Below are 16,879 nucleotides of genomic sequence, written 5' to 3'. Positions count from 1 at the left end.
GGCAAGCGGTGCGCCGTGAACGGTGACATCGACGCGCTACGCGCGCATGTGCGGCGCGGCGGGCTAATCGCCTACCCGACCGAATCCTGTTATGGCCTCGGCTGCGACCCGCGCAATCCGCGCGCGCTGAAGCGGCTGATCCGACTGAAGGGCCGCAGTGCAGCCAAGGGCATGCTGCTGATCGCCGACGACTTCAAGCGCCTCAAGCCATTCGTTCGACCCTTGAACGGCTCCGATCGGGCGCGGATGGCGCGCAGCTGGCCCGGCCCGGTCACCTGGGTGGTGCCGGCCTCCGCGGTCTGCCCGCCCGAGTTGACCGGCGGCCGCCCCACCATTGCGGTGCGCGTCACCGCCCATCAAGGTGCCGCGCGCCTATGCCGCAGCCTCGGCATGGCGCTGGTTTCCACCAGTGCCAACAAAAGTGGCCGCAAACCCGCCAAAACCGCTGCGGAATGCCGCAGAATATTCGGCACGCGGGTACGCGTGGTCGCCGGCCGCATCGGCCGCCGCCGCCGCCCTTCCACCCTGATCGACCTTGCCACCGGAACGATACTTCGCCCCTGATGTCTGCCACGACCCCGATACCGCTGCCGTCAAAACCTATCTGCTCGACCTACAGGCGCGCATCGTCGCCGCACTGGAAGCCGCCGACGGCCTGCCCTTCCGCACCGATGCCTGGGAGCGTCCCGAAGGCGGCGGCGGCATCTCGCGACTGATCGAGGAAGGCCGGGTATTCGAACGCGGCGGGGTGAATTTTTCGCATGTGCTCGGCAGCCAGCTGCCGCCTTCGGCCAGCGCGCATCGCCCGGAACTCGCCGGCCGTCGCTGGGAGGCGATGGGGTATCGCTGGTGCTGCATCCGCGCAATCCCCATGCGCCGACGGTGCACATGAACGTGCGCTGCTTCGTCGCACTGAAGGACGGCGAGGCGCCGGTATGGTGGTTCGGCGGCGGCATGGACCTCACGCCCTACTATGGCTTCGCGGAGGACGCGCGGCACTTCCATGTCACGTGCAAGCAGGCGCTCGACCCCTTCGGTGCCGACCTGCACCCGCGCTTCAAGGAGTGGTGCGACCGCTACTTCTTCCTCAAGCATCGCAACGAACCGCGCGGCATCGGTGGCGTGTTCTACGACGACTTTTCCGAAGGCGGCTTCGACCATGCCTTCGCGATGACGAGGAGCGTGGGCGACGCCTTTCTCACCGCCTATCTGCCCATCCTCGAACGCCGCAAGGACATCGCATACGGCGAACGCGAACGCGACTTCCAGGCCTACCGACGCGGCCGCTACGTCGAGTTCAACCTGGTGTATGACCGCGGCACCCTGTTCGGCCTGCAGTCGGGCGGCCGCACCGAATCCATCCTGATGTCGCTGCCGCCGATCGTGAAATGGCGCTACGACTGGCACCCCGAGCCTGGTACGCCGGAAGCTGCGCTGTACACCGAGTTCCTGACCGCACGCGACTGGCATGCATAAAATCCCGCGCCGCATCCTGATCGGCCTTGGCGTCCTGTTGCTGCTCGTTGTCCTGGCCGGGCTCATCGCCTACGAATTGTTGTCGTCGGCGCTGGAAGCAAAATACATCGCGCAGGCGGCGCAAAAGATGACCTGGCAAATCCGCCCCGGACCGTCCGACCGCATCCGTTACCCGGGCCAGGGTCCCTACGATGTGCGGCTCGGCTACAGCAAGCTGCCGCATTACCTGGCGCAGCTGGACAAGGCCGGCTGGAAGATCGACCAGCAGGCCAGGATCAGCATCCAGATGGCGCGCGCCAGCGACCTCGGCCTGTTCCTGCCCTATCACGAAAAAGACCAGGCCGGCCTCAGCCTGCTCGACAGCGACGGCAAGCCCTTGTATCAGGCGCTGCATCCAACCCGGGTGTACCACCGCTTCGAGGATATTCCCAAGGTCCTGGTCGATTCGCTGCTCTACATCGAAAACCGCGAACTGCTGACCGAGCAGTTTCCCACCCGCAACCCGGCCGTGGAATGGGATCGCCTCGCCCAGGCATTGATGGAGAAAGGCATCAGCCTCATCGACACCCACCGCAACGTGCCCGGCGGCAGCACCCTGCCGACGCAGATCGAGAAGTACCGCCACTCTTCCGAGGGGCTGACCAGCGACATGAGCGAGAAGCTGCGCCAGATGGCCACGGCCAGCCTGCGCGCCTATCTCGACGGGCCCAATACGCTGCCGATGCGCAAGAAGACGGTGATGGCCTACCTGAACACCGTACCGCTTGCGGCCGCGCCGCGCTTCGGAGAGGTCAACGGCATCGCCGACGGGCTGTGGGCCTGGTATGGACTGGATTTCGGCGAGATCAACGCGATCCTGGAGAAAAAGACGCACGTCGGCGAAACCGCCTATGCAAGCGCGCTGAAGCATGTGCTGTCGCTGATCATCGCCGAGCGCCGCCCATCCTATTATCTGGCCGCCAACCGCAAGGCGCTCGACGCCCTGACCGACGACCATCTCGACCTGCTGGCCAACGCCCAGGTCATTTCGCGCGAACTCGCCGACCGCGCCAAACGGGTCAAACTGCGCAGCACGCATGAGCGCGTCGATCCGCCGGCGCCCCGCTTCGTCGACCAAAAAGCCACCAACGCCCAACGCATCCGTGTCGCGCAGATGCTGGGCGAGCCCCGTCTGTACGACCTCGACCGGCTGGATCTGCAGGTCGACACCACCATCAACCAGCCGGCGCAGAAGATCGTCAGCCGCTACCTGCAAAATCTGGCCCATCCGGAAGCCGCCGCCGCTTCGGGACTGATCGGGTTCCGCTTGCTGAAGCCCGACAACGCATTCGACCAGGTGATCTACAGCTTCACGCTGTATGAGAAAACGCCATCGGGCAATGTGCTGCGCGTCCAGGCCGACAACCTCAACCAGCCGTTCGACATCAACAGCCAGGCCCGGCTGGATCTGGGCTCCACCGCCAAGCTGCGTACCCTGGTCACCTACCTGCAGATCATTTCTCAAACGTACGACACCTACCGCACACTCGACGCCGCCGCGCTCAGGCAGAAAGCCCAACCGCAGCGCGACGTGCTGGCGCAGTGGGTGGCCGCCACGCTGCTGAGCCAGCCGGACATCAAGCGGGACGCCCTGCTCGAGGCGGCGATGGGTCGCCAGTATTCGGCGGCGCGGGAAATGTTCTTCACCGGCGGCGGCCTGCACGATTTCGTCAACTTCGACGCCAAGGACAACAGCCGCGTGATGGACGTGTGGGAGGCCACGAAGAACTCGGTCAACCTCGTCTACATCCGCATCATGCGCGACATCGTGCGGCATTACGCCAGCGCTTCGCCGGGTGCCGCCGCACGCATCCTAGACGACGCCAGCAACCCGATGCGCCAGACCTACCTGATGCGTTTCGTCGACCAGGAAGGGCGTCTGTTCATCCGCCGCTTCTACCAAAACCACAAGAGCCAGACGCCTGTGCAAATGGCGGAAGATGTCTATGCGCGCGTCCGTGCAAACCCGCGCCGCTTCACCTCGGCCTACCGTTATCTCGAACCGCAGGCTGGATTCGACGCCTATGTCACCGCCTTGCACGCCAACGTGCCGGCCAGTGCCAGCCTGAGCCCGAAGACACTCAAATCGCTCTACGAGACCCACGCGCCCGATGCCTACAACCTGGCCGACCGCGGCTACGTGACGCAGATCCATCCGCTGGAATTATGGGTAGTGAAAGCCCTGCGCAGCGCGCCCGGGACCGACCTCAAGACGCTCGACGACCAGGGCGCCGACGCCCGCCGCGAGGTCTACAACTGGCTGTTCAAGACCAGCCGCAAGAACGCGCAGGACATCCGCATCCAGTCGCTGCTCGAGGTCGAGGCCTTCGACGGCCTGCTGCGCGACTGGAAACGGCTGGGCTATCCGTTCGACAACATCACGCCCTCGTACGCCACCGCCATCGGCGCCTCGGGCGACCGGCCTGCCGCGTTGGCCGAACTGATGGGCATCCTGGTCAACGACGGCGTGCGCGCACCGACGGTAAGCCTCACCGGCATGCACTTCGCGGCCCACACCNCCTACGACACCCGCCTGTCCCGCAAGCCGGCTCCGGGCGAGCGCCTGCTGCCGGTCGAAGTGGCGCAAACCGTTCGGCGCGCACTGGCCAAGGTCGTCGAAGGCGGCACCGCCGGGCGGCTGGCCGGCGCCCTCAGGNACCCGGCCGGCCAGCCCATCACCATGGGCGGCAAGACCGGCACAGGCGACCACCGTTTCGAGACCTATGGCAAGGGCGGCCAGCTCATCGATTCGCGCGTCGTCAGCCGCTCCGCCACCTTCGTGTTCTACATGGGCGATCGCTACTTCGGCACACTGACCGCGGTGGTGGAAGGCGAGCAGGCCGGGCGGTTCGGTTTCACCAGTTCGCTCACCGCACAGATGCTGAAAACCCTGCTGCCGCAACTGCAGCCCCACCTGTATCCGGAGCCGCCCACCCCGCCGTCTGCGTCCGCGAAACCCACGCCCGAACCGGCTGCGGCGCCGGCTCCTGCTCCCGTTCCCGCCGCCCCGCACGCATCGGTGAAGGAAAAACCCGACGGCTCCACCAGCCAGGCCGACCCGACGGTCAAGCAGCCGGTCAGCCAGGGCGGCTTCNCTGAGGATCTCGAACCCAACGTGGTGCTGCCGGTTCCGGTCACGCCGCCCGCGAACTCGGCACCCGCCGTTCCGTCACCCTGACGCGGGGAATGCAGGCCAGCACATACAGGTGGGTGAAAACGCGCGGCATAACCGAGTGACGCCTTCGGCCTGAACGGACTGTCATGAGGGGTATTAGTGACAGTCCGTTTTGTAGGCGAAGCTGACCTCCTTAATAGATATGCACGAGGGTCGACTTGCACGAACGGTGAATATTGTTCTGCTGACTTCGTCGCGCTTGCAAAAAGAGTAAGGATGCGCGGTTTGAAAAAGCTTGTTTTTTTAGATTAACAAATATTATTAACAGTAATTTGTTGATATTCATATTTATTTTAGATTTCGGTGCTCCACAACTACGCTTTCTCCAATTTTCAGTCGTTCCGTGAGCAGACCGAGGTTGATCTGACCATCGGCCGCAAAACGGCCTTGACTGACTGGATGACCGAGGCCGGGACGGGCGAGCGTGTGTCCAAACTGATGGCTGTAATCGGCCCCAATGGCAGCGGCAAGACAGCCTTGTTAAAGCCAGTGGCTTTCATCGCTTGGTTTATCAGTCAGTCTTTCCAACAGCCTCCTGAAGCCAGCATCCCGGTTACGCCTCACTTTTCTGCTTCAAATGAGCCTAGCGAGTTTGAGGCGACAGTGGATTTTGACGGCAAACTTTGGCGCTATGTTTTGCGCTGCACGCCCGAACGTGTATTGCATGAGGCGCTCTATCAAAAGCGCGAGCGTTTCGGCTATGTCTTCGTTCGGGACTGGGATGCAGAATCAAAATCCTATGTAGTGAAGCAACAGGATTTTGGCTTGCCGGCACAGGAAGCACGCAGAGTGCGCCCGAATGTGTCACTGATCGCATGGGCTGCACAGTTTGGGGTGTCGCTGGCCACGCGAATGGCTGCGGCCTATGTCGTTACCAATGTGAATGTGCTTGGCCGTATTCCTATGGGCGACCTGGCGGTTCAGGTGGCTGCGCAGCATTTCTTTTCACACCCCGAGCAACGTAAGCACATGGATACATTGTTGTCATCCTGGGACTTGGGGCTGAGTGGCATCGACTTACAGGAAGTAGTGGTTCCTGACGCACAGCAACCAGACAAACCACCGCAAAAATTGTGGTTGCCTTTAGGCATACACCGGAGCCGCGGTACGGAATTTCATCTGCCCTTCGCTCTGGAATCTAGCGGCACCCAAGGGGCTTTCGTTTTACTGGCACGACTGCTGGAGACTCTGGATATCGGCGGCCTGGCGCTCATCGACGAATTCGAGAACGACCTGCATCCGCATATGCTGGAACCAATTCTTGATCTGTTTGCGAATCCGGCCACGAATCCCCACCAGGCACAGCTTATATTTACCTGCCACGCCATTGAGGTGCTGAATCTCATCCACAAATCTCAGGTGATGCTGGTGCAGAAAAATGCAGATTGCGAGAGTACGGCAAGCCGCATGGATGCGGTGGAAGGTATACGCAACGACGATAATTTTTACGCCAAATATATGGCTGGTGCTTACGGCGCTGTGCCGGTTTTTGACTAACCAGGCATGGCAATCTGGAAAGCGCAGCGTACCTTGCTGATTGTGGGCGAGGGCTATCATGAAGAGGCATTCCTTAATCATGTAAAGCAGTTGTATGCTCCGCGTGGTTGTGGTCTGTCTGTAACGGTCAAGAACGCTCACGGCAAGNGGGCGAAGCATGTGATCGACTGGACGATCCGACAGATCGCCAACACGGCTTACGACTCAGTCGCCGCGATGCTGGACACTGATACTGACTGGACAGCGGCTGTGGAGAGGCAGGCCAAAGCCAAGAAAATCCGGGTTCTGGCGTCCGAACCTTGCTTCGATGCCGTAATGCTGCGGCTATTAGGGAAAAACCCGGTTGGCGATGCTAAGGCATTGAAAAAGTATCTGGCCCCCTATGTCAACAACGATCCCACCATGCGCCAAAACTATGCTGCGCATTTCGGGCCCGAGTGTCTTGAGGCCGGCCGTGCAAATGAACCATCGATCGATACTTTACTTAAGCTACTGGGGTACTAACCAGTAATCAGGCTGGTTTTCCATCGCATCGGGGCTAGGTCTTCTAAAATAACATTCCCCGTCAGTATAAATCGCCCCCGGCTTATCTTTGAACGTCAGCTCTGGCCAGAAAATCAGACTGTCACTATTGCTCCCGTGATAGTCCGTTCAGGCCGATGACCTGTCCGCCATGGCTATCTTGTCGACCGTCGCGTCCTCGGCCGAAATGGCCGGTGACATATGCGCCGCCAATGCTAACCATGCGTCTGAAAACGGACATCTGTCATTGTTGGGAATGCGAAACATCCTACTTCAGAGGCTCGTCCCGTCAATGATTTACAACGACGTTGCACAATCCACGTGGCACGGCTTCAGTTTCTATTTGTAGGGAAGTTTAAGTCCCGGGCGCCTCCAGCGTTTCTCGAGGGCGCCGGAAGCGGCCGCCTTGAGCAGCTTCTGGAAGCTCGGGCACTCGGCATGGCTGGGCGCGGGGCAGGCTGCCGCGTGCCGCAGTCCCCGGCTCACGGCTCGCAGCCGCTTGATCAGCGCATCGATCTCGTCGGCCTTGTCTGCCAGCATCTGCCTGTCGATACTCGGGTGCCCGTTGGGCAGGAGCATCGAGCGAATGTCATCCAGAGAAAGCCCGGCGGCCTGCCCCAGAGAAATCAATGCCAATTGATCCAGCACGCCGGGGGCGAATCTGCGACGCATCCCTTGCCGTCCGACCGAGGCAATGAGTCCTTGTTTCTCGTAATAGCGCAGCGTTGAAGCAGGCACCCCAGTGTGTTTGGCAACTTCGGCGATGTCCATCCAAAAACCCCTTGACTTGAAGTTGACTTCAACTCGTACAGTGCGCTCAACACGTCCGTCAGTCAACAGAAAAGGGGATTCACATGACACACCTGCAAGACATCACCAACATTACGCTCATCGGGATCGGCGCTACCGCAGTCATGGACATCTGGCTCATGTTCCTCAAGCGAATAGGCGTCCAGACGCTCAATTTCGCGTTTATCGGGAGATGGGTTGGGCACTTGTCCCGTGGCAGGTTTGCCCACCCATCCATCGGGAAGGCACAGCCAATTCCTAGTGAATTGATGCTGGGCTGGTTCACCCACTATGCAACAGGTATCGCCTTCGCGGGCCTGCTCGTGGCTATCTTTGGCATCGGCTGGACACGTGACCCATCCTGGGTTCCGGCCGTTTTGGTCGGCGTGGGCACTGTCGTGGTTCCGCTCTTTGTGATGCAACCGGCCATGGGCTCGGGCTTTGCTGCATCCAAAACGCCGACGCCACTCAAGAACTGCCTCCGTAGCGTGGTCAATCACACCGTCTTTGGTCTGGGCCTCTATTTATCCGCTGCCCTGATTGCATGGATAGCGTGATGAGAGCCGTGCCTTTCTGAAAAGCAACCCACCACTGTCTGGAGTAAGAAACATGAAAAAGCTTGCCATCATCTACCACAGCGCCCAAGGGCACACGGCGCACATTGCCAACCGTATCTTTGAAGGCGCCCATAGCGTCCCAGATACAGACGTCCATATTCTGAAGGCAGAAGACCTGACCAAGGCGCCCGACGAACTGCTCAAGTACGACGGCTACATTTTTGGCTCACCGACTTACCTGGGAGGCGTCTCGGGTCCTTTCAAAACCTTCATGGATGCCACCGGACACCTGTGGCGCACCCAGCAACTCAAGGGCAAGCTGGCTGCCGGGTTCACGGTGTCGTCGCTGCCGTCCGGCGACAAGCAGTCAACCCTGATGTCGATGTTCGTTTTCTGCATGCAGCACGGGATGATCTGGATGGGCAACCCGATCCTTCCCGAGCAACACACCGGCGCCNCCTACGATGAAGCCGCCAATCGACTCGGTTCCTGGTCAGGCCTGATGGCTCAGGCAGGCCACTCCGCACCGGCCGATTCCTTCCCGGCAGGCGACATCAAGACGGCCAGGATGTTTGGCCGGAATTTTTCCGAGGTAATGCATCGAGTCTCAGATACCCGCCTCGCCTTCAGGGAAGAGGGAAAGGTGTGTGCATGATTCCCCGCAAATACGGGCCGCAGCTATTCAGCCTGTTTCTCTCCGGACTGATGTCCATGCTGGTCTCGGGAATTGCAACGTTTCGCGCTATCGGTCCGACATCGTATTTTGTCGGCATGTGGGCCAGTTCGTGGCTTGCAGCGTGGCTCTTTGCGTTTCCAACCGTGCTACTGGTCACGCCGGTTGCCCGTAAGGCCGTTCAACTTCTCACGACGAAGGATTGATGGATGTTCTTGCCGCATAGGCGCGGCAAGAGGCCCTGATCGGGCCGCCTGCGCCAGGGAACGGAATTTTGGATCCCGTCGCGCCAGGCCTTGCGCCTGGCTCCCTGGACGCGTCTAGCCGTGCCGGTGCTGCTCGCGCATGCTGTGGCTCAGGTGCTTGCCGATCACTGACAGGAGGCGCAAGCCTTCCTGCGTTCCGGGGTCGCGGACCACCCGCATCAGGCATCCCAGGCCGCCCGTTGCCGGCGGATTGGCCGGAATTTCCTGGCTCGCTTCATGGATCGCGTCGGACAGGGCGATCAACAGATACTGCGTGTCCTGGCGATCAAGGACCTTGAGCAGATGCATCAGGCCTTCGTTGCGCGTCAGACGGTCGAGCAAGGTCAGGCCCTCGCTCATCGCCCATGACAGCCGCGTGACGATCTCGTCCGACATGGCGTCCCGGGCCGCGGTGACGAGCTGCGCGACTTCGACGAGCCGTTGCAGATCTTCGGTGTCCATTGCGGGGATAGACGTTTCAGTTTGTGTTGTCATGGTTTGGCTTTCTCAGAGCAGTCCGCGTACGCTTGTCCAGTACATCTGGTTGTAAGACATCTTGAACCAGTGCATGGGTTTCGACGGCGGCTTCAGATCGGGTGGGTTCTGATAGTTGAACATCGCGTAGGTCGCGCTGTCGTGGCCTGTTTCAATGAAACAGTAGACCTTGCCGTCGTAGTCGCGGACCGGCGTGCCGATCTTGATCATCGAGGCGATGTTTTCGGCGATCACCTCTGCCTGGAAATGCGCCGCGGAGCCTGTTTTGCTGACGGGCAGATTGGTCGTATCGCCCAGCACGAAGACGTTGTCGTGGCCATTCATGGTGAGTTTGAAACGGTCGGTCGGGATCCATCCGCCCTCGCCCAGGTTGTTCTTCTCGATCACTTCCATGCCGTGGTGCGGCGGGATGGCGATGAGCAGGTCGTATTGGGTCTCGGTGCCTTCCTCACTGCGCACCACCTTGTTTTCCACGTCCACTTCGCCGACGTTGAACAACGTCTCGTACTCGATGCCCATGCGGTCGAATTCGGGCTTGGCCCAGATGGCGACTTCCTTGATGGTGTGAATGCGGCCGATCGGATAGTGGTACTTGATCTTGATCTTGTCGCGGATGCCGCGCGCCTTGAAATAATCGTGCAGGCCGAAGATGAGCTCGACCGGGGCGATCGGACATTTGTGCGGCACGCCGACGACGACGGCAACCGTGCCCTCCTGGATCTCGCGCAGGCGCTTGAACAGCTTGACCGCGGTGGCTTCGGTGTAGAACGTCTCCGCGCCCTCCACCAGGCCGGGAATCTGTTCGGGAACGATGCGCGAGCCGGTGGCCATCACAAGGATGTCGTATTCGTAAACCTTGCCGCTCTTGGTGACGACCTTGTTCTGGTCGAGCTGGAATTTTTCGACCGGGTCCACGTGAAAATCGATGGCTCCTTCGAGCAGGCTCGCCTGATCGCGATACAGCTGGTCCGGGGTCATTTGCCCGAACGCAACATACAGCAGGCCAGGCTGGTACATATGCTTGTCGGATGCCGAAAGCATCGTAATCCGGACTCTGCGGGAACGAATCTCAGCAGACAGCCGCCGTGCCAGGTTGTTGGCCACAATGGTACCGCCTGTGCCACCACCGACGACTAAGATTCTCATTGCATTCTCCTATCCAAAATTAATTACCAGGATGTCCTGGTACCTGGGCGCGACAACGTGCCCAGCCCGTAGCGTATTACTTGGCCTTGCGGATCTTGATGTGCCAGACCCCGTCGATCTTTTCATTGCTGAGGATCTCGTGGCCGACCTTGTTGACCCACTCCGGCACATCGGCGCCGGAACCTTCGTCGGTCGACAACAGTTCGAGGGTATCTCCCACGCTGCTCTGCTTCATGTGGGTGATGAGTTCCATCAGCGGCCCGGGGCAGAAGGTATCGCGTGCGTCGACAATTTTGGTATCACTCATTGCAGTTCTCCAGAAAACATGTGGTTCAATTCGCCGTCCGCTCAGAACGTCAGCATCTGCCCGCCTTCGGCATCGCTCAGGAAGCGTGTCAGCCCGGTGGCGGGTCCGATTTCGGCGTCGAAGTCATCGTGCGTGACTTTCATGATGTCCATCGCCATCGAGCACGGCAGCAACTTGGCATCGCCCAATTCGACCGCCTGCTGGAACAGCACCTTGAAGGACGGCACGCCTTTTTCCTTTGCCATCAGCGCGCCAAGTTCACCTTCAACTGGCGCATCCTCCGTGTGGCCCTTCACGAAATACGGAATGGCATTCATGGACAGGAAGACCGAAACCTCGTCTCCCGTCGCTGCGGCAACCGACGCGATCATTGCGGCCATCTGTAGTTTTTCGCGTGTACCCGTGACGCAGATGATGTTGATTTTTGACATTTGCTTCTACCTTACTTTGTGAGAATTCATGTTCGGATCGATGTCTGGCGACGATTCATCCGATCAACCGCGGTGCCAGCTGAAACGCTTGATGAGCAGCACGCAGATACTGTCCAGCACGAAGCCGACGACACCGATCACCAGTACCAGCCCCATGAGGTGCGAGTATTCCAAGCCTTCGCGCGCATCTTCGATGGCGAAACCGAAGCCGGAGGTGACCCCGAGAAACTCCGCCGGGATGATCACGATCCATGCGACGCCCAGTGCCAGGCGGATACCGGTCAGGATGTCGAAGGTGATCGCCGGCATGATGATCCGCGTCACCATTTGCCAGGGCTTGGCTCCGAGGTTGCGCGCCACCTTGAACCAGGCGGGATCGACCTTGGCCAGGCCGGAGGCAGTGGCGAACGCAACCGGCCAGACGGACGCGATCGCAATCAGGAAGATGATCGCCTGCTCCCAACCCGCGAATACGACAACCGCGATCGGTTCCCAGGACAGCGGGCTGATCATGCGCAGGAACTGGAACGGCACGTTGGTCAGCCGCTGGAACCACCGGATGCGGCCCATGAGGATGCCGAGCGGGATGCCGATGGCGATCGCCAAGCCCAGTCCCGCACCCAGCCGGTAGCCAGTGCTCGACAAGGCCTTGGGAATGATCCCGTTTTCCCACATCTCGGGCAGCGACTTGAGGGCCGGGATGGGGCCGAAATCGACGAACTGCGACGTCGAGGGATTGAGCGCGACAAAGTAGATGCCGATCCCCCAGAGCGCGAACAGTACAGCCAGGCCCACGAAGAAATGCAGCGACTTGTCTGCAGTATTCTTAATGGCCCGGGAAAGACAGTTTCCACTGACGCCTGCACTGACTACGCCGCCGCCCACTGTTGCGGTTTGGCTGCTCATTGCTCATTCCCCCGCCCATGCAACCGGCGCGGAAAACGCCTGGCCGTGGGGCACTCTTTCGATCAAATACGTGTCATTCATATCGTGTAACTTCTTGTCAACGTTCATATGTATGTCCAGATGGAGCGTGGCCATCAGCCGGCAGCCCGGCGTATCCCGGAACTGCCCTGCCGAGGCGTAGGATTCCTTGCCCATCAGCCTCCCCGATGCCAGCTGTAGCGTTTGATGAGCGCCACCAGGATGCTGTCGAGGAAATAGCCGACGATACCGATCGTGACCACCATCGCAGTAAGGTGGTTGTACGAAAGCGTCTCGCGCGCATCCTCAATGGCGTAGCCCAGGCCGGACGTCACGCCGAGATATTCGGCCGGGACGAGCACGATCCACGCAACCCCTAGCGCAAGGCGGATGCCGGACAACACGTCGAACGTGATCGCCGGCATGATCACCTTGGTCAGGATGTGCATGGGCTTGGCGCCAAGATTGCGCGCCACCTTGAACCAGTTCGGGTCGACCTTGGCCAGGCCGGCCGCGGTGGCAAACATCACCGGCCAGACCGCCGCGATCGCGATCAGGAAGATGATCGACCCGTTCCACGTTGCGAACACCAGCACCGCAAGCGGCATCCAGGAGAGCGGACTGATCATCCGCACGAACTGGAACGGCGAGTTGGTGAAGTCGCGGAATCACTTGATGCGCCCCATGAGGATGCCGAACGGCACCCCGATGGCGATGGCGATCAACAGGCCCGAGCCCAGGCGAAAGCCGCTGGCGGCCAACGCATTCTGGATCTTGCCCTGGCCCCACAATTCCGGAAACGCCTGGAGTGTCGGGAACAGCCCGAACTTGACGAAGGTCTTCGTCGTCGGGTTGTTGGCAATAAAGTACCCTCCGATCAACCAGAGGATGGCCAGGATCGCAATGCCGCCCGCTGCCCAGCCAAGACTCTGCACCGCCCGATGTTTCATCAGGCGGCAGAAGCCGCCCTCCCGGCGGGTGTGACTGCATAACTCATAATTCAATCACCTCTTTACGCACGAAGGGATCGCCTTTNTGCGGCACGCTTGGATCGGCCTTCCATGTCGGATTGGCGTTGAGCGCCTTCTTGACATAGGTGTAGTTGACGAGATCCTTGGCCACGAAGTCGGGGGTGAGCTTGTTGAGGAAGCCCAGGTCGCCGCCGACCAGCGTTTTCTTGAGCTCGTCGACCACATATTCGGTCGCGCTCGGATACGGCCAGCCCTGGAAATTGATGCGGCTCTGTCCCCACTCCGGATGCTTGATGGCAGGCGGCGTCGAGTAATCGGCCGGGCTGTAGAACAACATCGCGCGCTCGACGACCTCGGACGGGAACGGCAGGTACTTCTTGCCGTCCTTCGACAACATCTGCGCCATCGCCTTCTTGTTGTTGGACAGATAGATCTGCGCCTCGACAATGGCGTTATGGACGCCCTGCGCCCAGGCTGCCCGGGCGGGGTCCATCGCGTCGTCCTCGTGCATGACGACCACGCAGCAGGGGTGCCCCTTCCAGACGTCGCCGGTGAAGCGCAGCATCTGGCCACCCGCCTTGAGTTCGCCAAGCGCATTGAACGGTTCGGCGACGCAATAGCCGTCGATCTGTCTCGCCGCAAGCGCAGGCGGCATGTCGGGCGGGTTCAGCACGAGGAAGTTGCACTCGTTGGGCGCAAGCTTCGCGTTCTGCGGCCGGACCACGGGCGTAATGCCGGCTTCCCGCAGGATTTTCTGCGAGATGATGTTGTGGATCGAATACCAGTACGGCACGGCGAACTGCTTGCCGCCGAAGTCCTTGGGCGAGGTAATGCCGCTGCTCTTGTGGACGATGATGCCGGAGCCGTTGGTATGGTTCCAGGCCGTGATCTTCACCGGGAATTTGTTGTTGTAGCGCATCCAGATCGGCACCGGGATGAGCATGTGCGTGAGGTTGAAACGCTGGGACGAGAAGGCCTCGACCAGCGGCGACCAGCCGCGAATCAGGGTCGGCGGCTCCGACTCGATGCCCTGCTTCTTGAAGAAGCCCATTTCATGCGCAACCAGAAGCGTCGCCGCATCGGTAATCGGGAGATAGCCGATTTTGACCACCGGGTCGAATGGCTTGGAAAATTTCTTTTCGGCAGCGAAAGCCGACGAAGACAGCATGCCGCCCATGCCAGCCATGCCCCCAAGGCGNGAGAGACCGGCCATCTTGAGCATGTCGCGCCGGCTGACGCCTGAGCCGAGGACGGAACTGAACAGCGGGTCATAGGCAAGTTCCAGATTGGGATCTTCCATGCCGTCGCCGATGTCCGGATTGTCGGGCATCATCCTCTGCATGCGCGGGTCGATCGGACGGGCCTTGCCACATGTACCGCATGAACATCCATCAACGTGCACCAGCGGACGCGGCTGGTTATGCTCTTCGTATAGATATTTCTTCATTCTCGGTCTCCTAAGGTGAGGGTCGGTATCCCGACCGGTGTTTGCTCATCCTGCCTCTTCACTATTGAGCAATTCTGTAAGTCGCAGATCATGCAGCCAGCGTGGCCGACTCCGGTTTCTTGTAGTTCGCCGCTTCCTGGAACGTCGCCATCAGACGCGTACGCAAAGCCTGAACTGCCGTGTCGTGGCGATCACGCGGATCGGGAAGATCGATATCCAGTTCGTGGACGATGTTTCCGGGCGAACCCGCCATGATCACGGCACGGTCGCCCATGATCACGGCTTCGTCGATATCGTGCGTCACGAAGACGATGTTGAAGCCCTTGCGCTTGGCGATGTTGCGCACATCCTTTTGCAAGGATGAACGCGTAAACGCGTCGAGTGCGGAGAACGGTTCGTCCAGCAGCAGGAGTTCCGGCTCCATCACCAGCGACCGGGCCAACGCCACACGCTGCTGCTGGCCGCCCGAGAGATCCTGCACGTTGGCGGCGGCGAAATCCTGCAGCTCGACCAGCTTGATCGCTTCCGTCACGCGCTCTGCGGTTTCTTCCTTGGACCAGCGCCCGAAACTCAAGCCGACGCCGACGTTCTGGGCAACCGTCATCCAGGGAAACAGATGCGGCGCCTGGAACATCATGACCCAGCGGGGCGACGGTGCAGTAATCGCCGTCCCATTGAGCAGGACCTTGCCTTCGGTAGGCTTCAGGATGCCGGCCAGAATATGGAGCAGCGTGGATTTGCCACAACCCGAACGGCCGATAATTGCCAGCGCCTCACCGGGCGGCGACACCAGATCAACCCGATTGAAGGTCACCCCGGTCCGTGAACTGTAACGGTGGGTCAGGCCCTGGATCTTGATTTCTGTTCCACGTATTGCCATCTACATATTCCTCTGTTTATTTCCATCGCCCGGCCCACAAGGACTCATGGCAGGATTCTGGTTGATTTCGCGGGACGCTTCGCCCTGCCCGGCAAGATGCCGGGCTCCCGCCATCAGGCGCTGTTGAGACGTTTTCCAACTTCCTCCAGACGGCGGGCCAGTTCCGCCTCGTCGATCAGGCCACGCTTGATCATCGAGTGGGCCAGTGCCAGCAACTGCCGTTCGGGGAACGGCACGTCTTCGTAGAGCGTTTCCGACAAATCGTCCTCCTCAGCACGCCGCTCCAGGGAAGGCAGGGCACACGAACCCGGCTCGACCTGATCGTATGGCTTGACGCAGGAGTCGGCGGCGAGCATGTCGCACGTTGCTTCCAGGTCGATCTTCCAGGGAGGATCGGGATTCGTGACGCCATACTGCGCCGCCAGGTCCTCCCAAACCCGTCCGCGACCGCGGACGTCCTCAAGCACGCCAATCGGCGTCAGATCGGTACCACTCCAGCGCTCGGTTGCGCCGGGGACATTTTTNTCAACTGTGGCCATGACTCGCTCCTTGCTAACGTACTGCCTGATGCTCAGTGGTCGTGATGAACCGGACGAATCGCCTTACGCACCGGACGCTTGGCGTTCGAGGTAATGCCGGGTTTCGGCACCGCCACGCCGATCAGGCAGTCGCGCGTCACGATCTCGGTCAGTTGATCCTCGGTCCAGCCTTCCGTGCCTTCAGGACGGGTCGGCATGACGATGTAGCGGGTCTTCTGGTTGGAGTCGGCAACACGAACCTGAACTTCCGGCGGCAGTTGCAGACCGAACTCGGCGAGAACCTGACGCGGCCAGCGCACCAGGCGCCGACGATAGTTAGGCGTGCGATACCATTCGGGCGACTGCCCCAGGATCGGACGCGGATAGCACGAACACAGGGTGCACACCACGACATGCTTCAAGGTGGGCGTATCCGCCAGGACGCGCAGGTTGCAGTAGTCGCTGGGGGTGCCGAACTGGGTCGGNGGACTGGTCACCCAGTTCACGCCTACGGCCTTGCTGGCCTCGACGCCATCTTCGATGCAAAGCTTTTTGTACTCGGGATCCAACCAGGCTTTGGCAACCAGGCGCGCTGCGGGCGACGGGCCAAGGGTATGCACGTACTCTTTCCAGACGCGGTGGTCTTCAGCGGAAAAGAGTCCTTTTTCGATGGCCAGTTCACGGACAGCCATTTCGAGAATTTCGAAATCGCTGACTTCATCGACCATCGGAGCCGGCTTATGGCCGTGGTCGTGGTCATGGTCGTGGTGATGATCAGACATGTGTA

General features: G+C 60.5%; 20 protein-coding genes and 1 pseudogene. 8 read left to right on the top strand and 13 right to left on the bottom strand.

The window, feature by feature from the left end:
- The first annotated feature begins 15 nt into the window (after positions 1 to 15).
- The 5 genes and pseudogenes from HZY77_RS13740 (at position 16) to HZY77_RS17895 (ending at position 6,691) form a co-directional block, all read left to right on the top strand.
- The gene (locus tag HZY77_RS13740) at positions 16 to 564 is read left to right on the top strand and encodes an L-threonylcarbamoyladenylate synthase (RefSeq protein WP_296815827.1); all 549 of its coding nucleotides are present in this window, start codon (positions 16 to 18) and stop codon (positions 562 to 564) included.
- A pseudogene (hemF, locus tag HZY77_RS13735) lies at positions 536 to 1,476 on the top strand (oxygen-dependent coproporphyrinogen oxidase). The gene HZY77_RS13740 and the pseudogene hemF overlap by 29 nt, the downstream one beginning before the upstream one ends.
- Complete coding sequence (locus HZY77_RS13730; RefSeq protein WP_296815823.1) at positions 1,469 to 4,693, top strand: transglycosylase domain-containing protein; 3,225 nt, start codon at positions 1,469 to 1,471, stop codon at positions 4,691 to 4,693. The pseudogene hemF and the gene HZY77_RS13730 overlap by 8 nt, the downstream one beginning before the upstream one ends.
- A 300-nt stretch (positions 4,694 to 4,993) precedes the next feature.
- Positions 4,994 to 6,187 carry an AAA family ATPase gene (locus HZY77_RS13725; RefSeq protein WP_296815820.1) on the top strand — a complete coding sequence of 398 codons (1,194 nt, stop codon included), beginning with the start codon at positions 4,994 to 4,996 and terminating at the stop codon, positions 6,185 to 6,187.
- Between the two features lie 6 nt (positions 6,188 to 6,193).
- Positions 6,194 to 6,691, top strand: coding sequence for an RloB domain-containing protein (locus HZY77_RS17895; protein ID WP_363153811.1), 498 nt, complete (start codon positions 6,194 to 6,196; stop codon positions 6,689 to 6,691).
- Positions 6,692 to 7,048: 357 nt separating this feature from the next.
- Here the strand turns inward: HZY77_RS17895 and HZY77_RS13720 are convergent, their stop codons facing one another.
- Positions 7,049 to 7,480 carry a helix-turn-helix domain-containing protein gene (locus HZY77_RS13720; RefSeq protein WP_296815817.1) on the bottom strand — a complete coding sequence of 144 codons (432 nt, stop codon included), beginning with the start codon at positions 7,478 to 7,480 and terminating at the stop codon, positions 7,049 to 7,051.
- 83 nt (positions 7,481 to 7,563) lie between these two features.
- Between HZY77_RS13720 and HZY77_RS13715 the strand changes: the two genes are divergently transcribed.
- The 3 genes from HZY77_RS13715 (at position 7,564) to HZY77_RS13705 (ending at position 8,934) form a co-directional block, all read left to right on the top strand.
- Positions 7,564 to 8,055, top strand: a complete 492-nt coding sequence (locus tag HZY77_RS13715; RefSeq protein ID WP_296815813.1) for a DUF2938 domain-containing protein — start codon at positions 7,564 to 7,566, stop codon at positions 8,053 to 8,055.
- A gap of 52 nt (positions 8,056 to 8,107) precedes the next feature.
- Positions 8,108 to 8,710, top strand: coding sequence for a flavodoxin family protein (locus HZY77_RS13710; protein WP_296815810.1), 603 nt, complete (start codon positions 8,108 to 8,110; stop codon positions 8,708 to 8,710).
- A complete protein-coding gene (locus tag HZY77_RS13705) occupies positions 8,707 to 8,934 on the top strand; it encodes a DUF2798 domain-containing protein (protein ID WP_296655460.1) in 228 nt (75 codons plus the stop codon). Before HZY77_RS13710 ends, HZY77_RS13705 begins: the two co-directional genes overlap by 4 nt.
- 114 nt (positions 8,935 to 9,048) lie before the next feature.
- Here the strand turns inward: HZY77_RS13705 and HZY77_RS13700 are convergent, their stop codons facing one another.
- From HZY77_RS13700 to scnC, 12 genes are all read right to left on the bottom strand, one after another.
- Positions 9,049 to 9,468, bottom strand: a complete 420-nt coding sequence (locus HZY77_RS13700; protein ID WP_296655459.1) for a hypothetical protein — start codon at positions 9,466 to 9,468, stop codon at positions 9,049 to 9,051.
- 12 nt (positions 9,469 to 9,480) lie between these two features.
- On the bottom strand, positions 9,481 to 10,614 hold the full coding sequence (locus HZY77_RS13695; protein WP_296815806.1) for an FAD/NAD(P)-binding oxidoreductase: 1,134 nt from the start codon (positions 10,612 to 10,614) through the stop codon (positions 9,481 to 9,483).
- Between the two features lie 76 nt (positions 10,615 to 10,690).
- Positions 10,691 to 10,921, bottom strand: a complete 231-nt coding sequence (locus tag HZY77_RS13690) for a sulfurtransferase TusA family protein (RefSeq protein ID WP_296630258.1) — start codon at positions 10,919 to 10,921, stop codon at positions 10,691 to 10,693.
- Between the two features lie 41 nt (positions 10,922 to 10,962).
- On the bottom strand, positions 10,963 to 11,352 hold the full coding sequence (locus HZY77_RS13685) for a DsrE/DsrF/DrsH-like family protein (RefSeq protein ID WP_296764060.1): 390 nt from the start codon (positions 11,350 to 11,352) through the stop codon (positions 10,963 to 10,965).
- Between the two features lie 63 nt (positions 11,353 to 11,415).
- Positions 11,416 to 12,258, bottom strand: coding sequence for an ABC transporter permease (locus HZY77_RS13680; protein ID WP_296815803.1), 843 nt, complete (start codon positions 12,256 to 12,258; stop codon positions 11,416 to 11,418).
- Positions 12,259 to 12,261: 3 nt separating this feature from the next.
- The gene (locus HZY77_RS13675; RefSeq protein ID WP_296815800.1) at positions 12,262 to 12,453 is read right to left on the bottom strand and encodes a hypothetical protein; all 192 of its coding nucleotides are present in this window, start codon (positions 12,451 to 12,453) and stop codon (positions 12,262 to 12,264) included.
- On the bottom strand, positions 12,453 to 12,905 hold the full coding sequence (locus tag HZY77_RS13670) for an ABC transporter permease subunit (protein WP_296815795.1): 453 nt from the start codon (positions 12,903 to 12,905) through the stop codon (positions 12,453 to 12,455). The genes HZY77_RS13675 and HZY77_RS13670 overlap by 1 nt, the downstream gene beginning before the upstream one ends.
- A gap of 39 nt (positions 12,906 to 12,944) precedes the next feature.
- Positions 12,945 to 13,226 (bottom strand): hypothetical protein, encoded by a 282-nt coding sequence (locus HZY77_RS13665; protein WP_296815792.1) that lies wholly within the window; start codon positions 13,224 to 13,226, stop codon positions 12,945 to 12,947.
- 43 nt (positions 13,227 to 13,269) lie between these two features.
- On the bottom strand, positions 13,270 to 14,694 hold the full coding sequence (locus HZY77_RS13660) for an ABC transporter substrate-binding protein (protein WP_296815789.1): 1,425 nt from the start codon (positions 14,692 to 14,694) through the stop codon (positions 13,270 to 13,272).
- A gap of 88 nt (positions 14,695 to 14,782) precedes the next feature.
- Positions 14,783 to 15,574: an ABC transporter ATP-binding protein gene (locus tag HZY77_RS13655; protein WP_296815787.1), complete on the bottom strand. Its 792-nt coding sequence runs from the start codon at positions 15,572 to 15,574 to the stop codon at positions 14,783 to 14,785.
- A gap of 113 nt (positions 15,575 to 15,687) precedes the next feature.
- On the bottom strand, positions 15,688 to 16,113 hold the full coding sequence (locus HZY77_RS13650) for a hypothetical protein (protein WP_296815784.1): 426 nt from the start codon (positions 16,111 to 16,113) through the stop codon (positions 15,688 to 15,690).
- Positions 16,114 to 16,145: 32 nt separating this feature from the next.
- A complete protein-coding gene (gene scnC / locus HZY77_RS13645) occupies positions 16,146 to 16,874 on the bottom strand; it encodes a thiocyanate hydrolase subunit gamma (RefSeq protein ID WP_296815781.1) in 729 nt (242 codons plus the stop codon).
- Between the last annotated feature and the right edge of the window lie 5 nt (positions 16,875 to 16,879).

This window comes from Thiobacillus sp., assembly GCF_013693775.1.
In the GTDB taxonomy this organism is placed as follows: Bacteria; Pseudomonadota; Gammaproteobacteria; order Burkholderiales; family Thiobacillaceae; genus Thiobacillus.
Note: the sequence above shows the minus strand (reverse complement) of the source record. Positions and strands in the feature narration are given on the sequence as shown.